Raw genomic sequence first — 5,812 nt, forward strand, 5'->3', positions numbered from 1 at the left:
ACACCCCCAACCCCCACACCCACCACCGCCCTCATCCACCTCACCAACCACCCCACCCGCACCGCCGACCGCGTCCTCCTCCTCCACCACGGCCGCGTCACCGAAACCGGCACCCACCTCCAACTCCTGGCCCGCGGCGGCGCCTACGCCCGCCTCTACGCCCTCCAAGGACCCCACCGCGTCCCCACCGACTGAACCCCCACCCACGCCACACGCCCTAGGATGGGCACGTGCCACCGATCGCCAAGGAACTCACCGTCGGACAGGTCGCCGAACGCGCCGGAGTCGCCGTCTCCGCCCTGCACTTCTACGAGCGCCAAGGCCTCATCCACAGCCGACGCACCACCGGCAACCAACGCCGCTACCGCCGCGACACCCTGCGCCGCGTCTCCTTCATCCGCATCTCCCAACGCGTCGGCATCCCCCTGGCCCGCATCCGCCAAGCCCTGGACTCCCTGCCCGACAACCGCACCCCCACCCCCAAGGACTGGGAACGCGTGTCCCAACAGTGGCGCGACGAACTCGACACCCGCATCAACCAACTCGTCCGCCTACGCGACGACCTCACCAGCTGCATCGGCTGCGGCTGCCTGTCCCTGAACTCGTGCACCCTGTCCAACCCCGAAGACGTCCTGTCCACCACCGGCTCCGGCGCCCGCCGACTCCTCGTCGACGCCCTCAAGGACGAAACCCCCTGACACACCGATGGCGGTGACCCCACCAGGCCACCGCCACCACATCAGATCCGCCTACACCGCCGCGGCGGCCTCATCCCGCCCACGCCGCGCCAACGCGTCCGCGCGCTCGTTGCCCTCATCCCCGCTGTGGCCGCGCACCCACCGCCACTCCACGTCATAGCGCGAGGCCACCTCGTCCAACCGCTGCCACAGGTCGACGTTCTTCACCGGCTTCCTACCCGCCGTCTGCCACCCGCGCCGCTTCCAGTTCGCCAACCACGACGTGATCCCGTCACGCACGTAGGAGGAGTCGGTGTGCACCACCACCGGCACCTCCCGCGTCAGGCTCTCCAACGCCCGGATGGCCGCCATCAGCTCCATCCGGTTGTTCGTCGTGCTCTCCTCGCCCCCGTACAGCTCCTTCTCGTGCGCGCCATAGCGCAGCCACACACCCCACCCGCCCGGGCCGGGGTTGCCGCTGCACGCCCCGTCGGTGTAGATGACCACTCGCTGCTCCAGGTCGACCTGGTCCTCCCCGTTGTCCATGCCGGGCAATCTACCGCTCCCATCGATCACGAAAAGGCCACAAACCACTAAAACCAGGCCACAAACAGAGCCACACCGGCCCAGTGGATCCCCCAAACCCCCCGCCCCGGACCACCGACCCCACCAATGGCACCCATCCGAACCACCCCACCAACCACCCCGAAACACCCTTGCCCAACCCACCACCACCCACGACAATGACCCAGAGCACACGAACGACCACGGAAAGCACCACATGCCACTGGAGCTCAGCGCCATCAGCGTCGACTGCGCCGACCCCCACCGCCTGGCCACTTTCTGGTCCCAGGCCCTGGGCCACCCCATCCACCCCGACGACCGACCCGGCGACCCCGAGGCCCTCATCCGCCTCCCCCAGGGCCCGCCCCTGCTCTTCCTGCGCGTCCCCGAACCCAAGACCGTCAAGAACCGGCTCCACCTCGACCTGAGCGCCGCCCCCGGCCACACCCGCGAACAAGAGACCGACCGCCTCGTGGGCCTGGGCGCCACCCTCATCGACGACCGACGCGAACCCGACGGCTCCGGCTGGACCGTCCTGACCGACCCCGAGGGCAACGAATTCTGCGTCGTACGCGGCGACCACGAACGCTGAAACGACAACGGGGGCGCCACGGCCCTCGCCGTCAGCACCCCCGCACACCCGCGGCCACTCAGCCCGCCAGCTCACGCTCCAACTCAGCGGCCCGCACCTGACGCCGCTCGAACACACCAGCCGACATCTCGTTCATCTTCTTCAACACCCGCTTGCGCTCACGCGCCGACAACCGGTCCACGTACAACCGCCCCAGCGTGTGATCGGTCTCATGCTGCAGGCACCGGGCGAAGTACCCGCTGCCGCTGATCACCACCGGCGCACCGTCACGGTCCACACCCCGCACCGTGGCGTGCTCGGCCCGCCCCAGATCCGCGTGCGGACCCGGCACCGACAGGCACCCCTCACTCTCCACCACGACCACGTCGTCCACGTCACGCTCATCCAACACCGGATTGATCACGTGCCCCACATGCCGCACACCATCATCATCCGGGCAGTCATACACGAACAACCGCAAATCCACCCCGACCTGGTTGCCCGCCAACCCCACACCCTCAGCCGCGTACATCGTCCGGAACATGTCGTCGACCAACCGCCCCAGCTCCGCCCCGCCCAACATCTCCTCGGGCACATCGGCGTTACGCCGGTGCAGGACCTCCTCACCGGTCACGGTCACCCGCAGCACCCGGCCACGCGCCGCCTCCGGCGCCAGCACGGGAAACTCCGCCACCTCCCGCCCCTGAACGACGGCGGCCACCTGCGCGGGCGTGGACTGCTCCGACATGGTTCTACTCTCACAACGTGCTCGGGGAGACAACAAGTGGCACAACACCACCACAACACCCGAAAAATAGCACGAAACGGCTGGTCAACCACGCACAGTACCCACAACGTCAACGGAACCAGGAATTCCCCTGGATCAGACAACGCGCCAGGTAGTCCCGCAACGACACCACCACCAACCGCCGCCGATCCGACTCATGATCCCACACCACGATCCCCGGCCCGTAGTCCGTATGCACATACGCGAACTGCGGACCCATGTCCGAATCACCAAAGAAGATCATCTCATCGAACGGCGCGTACAACTCCAGATAGTCCGGCTCCGCGCGCATCGCCAGATTGTCCTCCACCAGACGCCGCGCATCCCACACCACAGCGTCCCCATACTCATTGACCACCCCGTCCGTCTCACGCAACAACGACGCCAACTCAAACGGCAACGGCAGCATCAACCGCCGCTCCACCTCCGCCAAGGTCACCTCATCAGCCGCATCACGCAGATCGGCCTCGGGATACATCTCCAGGATCAGTTCACGCCACACACCCCCGATCATCACAGGTCGTGGCAACCCACGGGAAATCGCCAGCGGCGAGTCGACCCGAAAACCCACCCACACCCCGGGAATACCCCCAGGCCACGCCCCGTTCACCCCACAACGAACCGGTCCGGTGGCAACTGTCCCCACAGACCGACATCACCCCGAAGACCCGGTCAACACCCACGGCACGGCCACACACCAGGCCCCCGCACCGCCCTCAACACGACCCAACACCAACCAAGAAGCTGAGAAACTGAGAAGCCGACCAACAACCACCCCACAAGGACACCCACCACCACGCCACCCATGACCACACACCACCGCACCCACCGCCCCGGCCCCCTCACCACCCTCGCCTACCTCTTCCTCCTCCTCTCCCAAAACACCGCCGCCCTCCTCCTCACCCCCCTCATCCTCGCCTCAGCCGTCCTCACCCTCATCTGGGTCGGCCTCCCCTTCGTCATCCTCACCGCCACCCTCCTACGCGCCCTCGCCAACGCCCAACGCCGCACCCTGGGCCACCTCCTCCCCCAAGGCCCCGTCCCCTCCGCCTACCGCCCCGTCCCCCAAGGCAGCATCCTGCGCCGCGCCACCACCCTCCTCACCGACCCCGCCACCTGGAAAGACATCCTCTGGCTCACCGCCGGAGCCGCCAACCTCCTCCTCATCACCATCCCCATCGCCCTCCTCACCCACGGCCTCTACCAAATCCTCCACACCCTCACCCCCACCCCCCAAACCCCCCTCTACGGCCTCTACACCCCCCACACCACCACCCAAACCCTCATCCCCCTCCTCACCGGCGCCCTGCTCACCTACCTCGCCTACTACACCGCCCCCAAAGTCCTCCACCTCTACCTCGCCTTCAACCAACTCCTCCTCGCCCCCAACGAAAAAGCCCGCCTCACCGCCCGCGTCGCCCACCTCGCCACCAGCCGCGCCAACACCATCGACACCCAAGCCGCCGAAATCCGCCGCATCGAACGCGACCTCCACGACGGCGCCCAAGCCCGCCTCGTCGCCCTCGGCATGAACCTCGGCATGGCCGAACAAATCATCGAACACGACCCCACCACCGCCCGCGACATGCTCACCGAAGCCCGCGAAACCACCCGCCAAGCCCTCACCGAACTCCGCGACCTCGTCCGCGGCATCCACCCACCCGTCCTCGTCGAACGCGGCCTCGACGGAGCCGTCCACGCCCTCGCCCTCACCCACCCCCTCACCACCACCGTCGATGTCGACCTCCACGGCCGCCCCGCCGACCCCGTCGAATCCGCCGCCTACTTCGCCATCGTCGAACTCCTCACCAACACCGCCAAACACGCCCACGCCACCCACGCCTGGATCCGCATCAACCACGGTCAAGGCCGCCTCGTCATCACCCTCACCGACAACGGCACCGGCGGCGCCACCCCCGCGCCCGGCAGCGGCCTCGCCGGAATCCGGCGCCGCCTCGACGCCTTCGATGGCACGATGAACATCACCAGCCCCCCAGGCGGCCCCACCATCGTGACCCTGGAGATCCCGTGCGCGTTGTCATCGCCGAAGACCTTGCCCTCCTCCGAGACGGACTGATCCGCCTCCTCCAAGCCCACGACTGCACCGTCGTCGCCGCCGTAGACAACGGCCCCGACCTCCACAACGCCCTCACCGAACACAAACCCGACGTCGCCGTCGTCGACGTACGCCTCCCACCCACCTTCACCGACGAAGGCCTCCAAGCCGCCCTCAGCGCCCGCACCCAAATCCCCGGCCTGCCCATCCTCGTGCTCTCCCAGCACGTCGAACAGCTCTACGCCCGCGAACTCCTCTCCGACGACAGCGGCGCCGTCGGCTACCTCCTCAAAGACCGCGTCCTCGACATCGGCCAGTTCATCGAAGCCGTCCGCCGCGTCGCCGCCGGCGGCACCGCCATGGACCCCGCCGTCATCTCCCAACTCCTCGCCCGCCAGGACCAAAGCGGCCCCCTCGCCCAACTCACCCCCCGCGAACGCGAAGTCCTCTCAGAAATGGCCGAAGGCCGCTCCAACTCCGCCATCGCCGCCCGCCTCTACATCACCGAAAAAGCCGTCAGCAAGCACATCAACAACATCTTCACCAAACTCGACCTCCCACCCTCGGCCGACGACAGCCGCCGCGTCCTCGCCGTCCTGGCCTACCTCTCCTCCACGAAGATGCCACCGGCCTAAAACCCCACACGAACACGCCCCACCAGGACAGGTAGGATGCGGCGCGTCAAGACAGCGCCGTGAAGTCCCCACCCCGGAACCCACACCGCGCACGACCTACCAACCAAGGACCGACAAGCGTGGCCACCACCTACGACTACCAACTCCCGTTCCCGATGAACCAGGTGTGGAACACGCTGCCCTCCGCCGTGCACCACACCAAAAAGGCCTCCAACACCGGAAACCCGGTACCCGGTGGCTACCGCTACACCTTCTCCACCGGCATCAGCCTGCGCACCTTCGGGTTCACCGTGTTCGTCGACCTCCACCCCCTCCCTCAAGGCACCCACATGCGCGTCACCACCAGCATGAACTTCGGCCTCATCGACTGGGGCGAGGGCCGCGACATCGCCAACGAGCTACACCTGCACCTCACGAACCTGCTCCAGACGCACAACAACCACAGCCAAGGCTGGCAGCAGAACCCGTAACCACCCCACGAACACACAAAAACGGCGAAGCCGCGGCCCCCACAGGCCGCGG

The 5,812-nt window shown here is 67.5% G+C and carries 8 protein-coding genes and 1 pseudogene; 6 read left to right on the top strand and 3 right to left on the bottom strand.

What is annotated here, in order from left to right; genetic code table 11:
- A pseudogene (locus D471_RS0112010) lies at nt 1-195 on the top strand (ABC transporter ATP-binding protein); the annotation flags it as partial.
- Nucleotides 196-230: 35 nt separating this feature from the next.
- The gene (gene soxR / locus D471_RS0112015; RefSeq protein ID WP_017598839.1) at nt 231-698 is read left to right on the top strand and encodes a redox-sensitive transcriptional activator SoxR; all 468 of its coding nucleotides are present in this window, start codon (nt 231-233) and stop codon (nt 696-698) included.
- A gap of 51 nt (nt 699-749) precedes the next feature.
- On the opposite strand, the gene rnhA is transcribed toward soxR, so the two are convergent.
- Nucleotides 750-1,223: a ribonuclease HI gene (rnhA, locus tag D471_RS0112020; protein WP_017598840.1), complete on the bottom strand. Its 474-nt coding sequence runs from the start codon at nt 1,221-1,223 to the stop codon at nt 750-752.
- 235 nt (nt 1,224-1,458) lie between these two features.
- On the opposite strand from rnhA, the gene D471_RS0112025 reads away from it, so the two are divergent.
- A complete protein-coding gene (locus D471_RS0112025) occupies nt 1,459-1,833 on the top strand; it encodes a VOC family protein (protein ID WP_017598841.1) in 375 nt (124 codons plus the stop codon).
- A gap of 58 nt (nt 1,834-1,891) precedes the next feature.
- Here D471_RS0112025 and def read toward each other — a convergent pair whose 3' ends face one another.
- Both def and D471_RS0112035 read right to left on the bottom strand, forming a co-directional pair.
- Nucleotides 1,892-2,560: a peptide deformylase gene (gene def / locus D471_RS0112030; protein WP_017598842.1), complete on the bottom strand. Its 669-nt coding sequence runs from the start codon at nt 2,558-2,560 to the stop codon at nt 1,892-1,894.
- A 109-nt stretch (nt 2,561-2,669) separates the two neighbouring features.
- Nucleotides 2,670-3,113: an SMI1/KNR4 family protein gene (locus D471_RS0112035; RefSeq protein WP_017598843.1), complete on the bottom strand. Its 444-nt coding sequence runs from the start codon at nt 3,111-3,113 to the stop codon at nt 2,670-2,672.
- Nucleotides 3,114-3,404: 291 nt separating this feature from the next.
- Here D471_RS0112035 and D471_RS0112040 point away from each other — a divergent pair, with 291 nt between their 5' ends.
- From D471_RS0112040 to D471_RS0112050, 3 genes are all read left to right on the top strand, one after another.
- Entirely contained in the window at nt 3,405-4,676 is a 1,272-nt protein-coding gene (locus tag D471_RS0112040; protein ID WP_017598844.1) for a sensor histidine kinase, read from the top strand.
- On the top strand, nt 4,628-5,290 hold the full coding sequence (locus D471_RS0112045) for a response regulator (RefSeq protein WP_017598845.1): 663 nt from the start codon (nt 4,628-4,630) through the stop codon (nt 5,288-5,290). Before D471_RS0112040 ends, D471_RS0112045 begins: the two co-directional genes overlap by 49 nt.
- 119 nt (nt 5,291-5,409) lie before the next feature.
- A complete protein-coding gene (locus D471_RS0112050; protein ID WP_017598846.1) occupies nt 5,410-5,760 on the top strand; it encodes a hypothetical protein in 351 nt (116 codons plus the stop codon).
- Nucleotides 5,761-5,812 lie beyond the last annotated feature (52 nt).

This window comes from Nocardiopsis lucentensis DSM 44048, assembly GCF_000341125.1.
Lineage (GTDB): Bacteria > Actinomycetota > Actinomycetes > Streptosporangiales > Streptosporangiaceae > Nocardiopsis > Nocardiopsis lucentensis.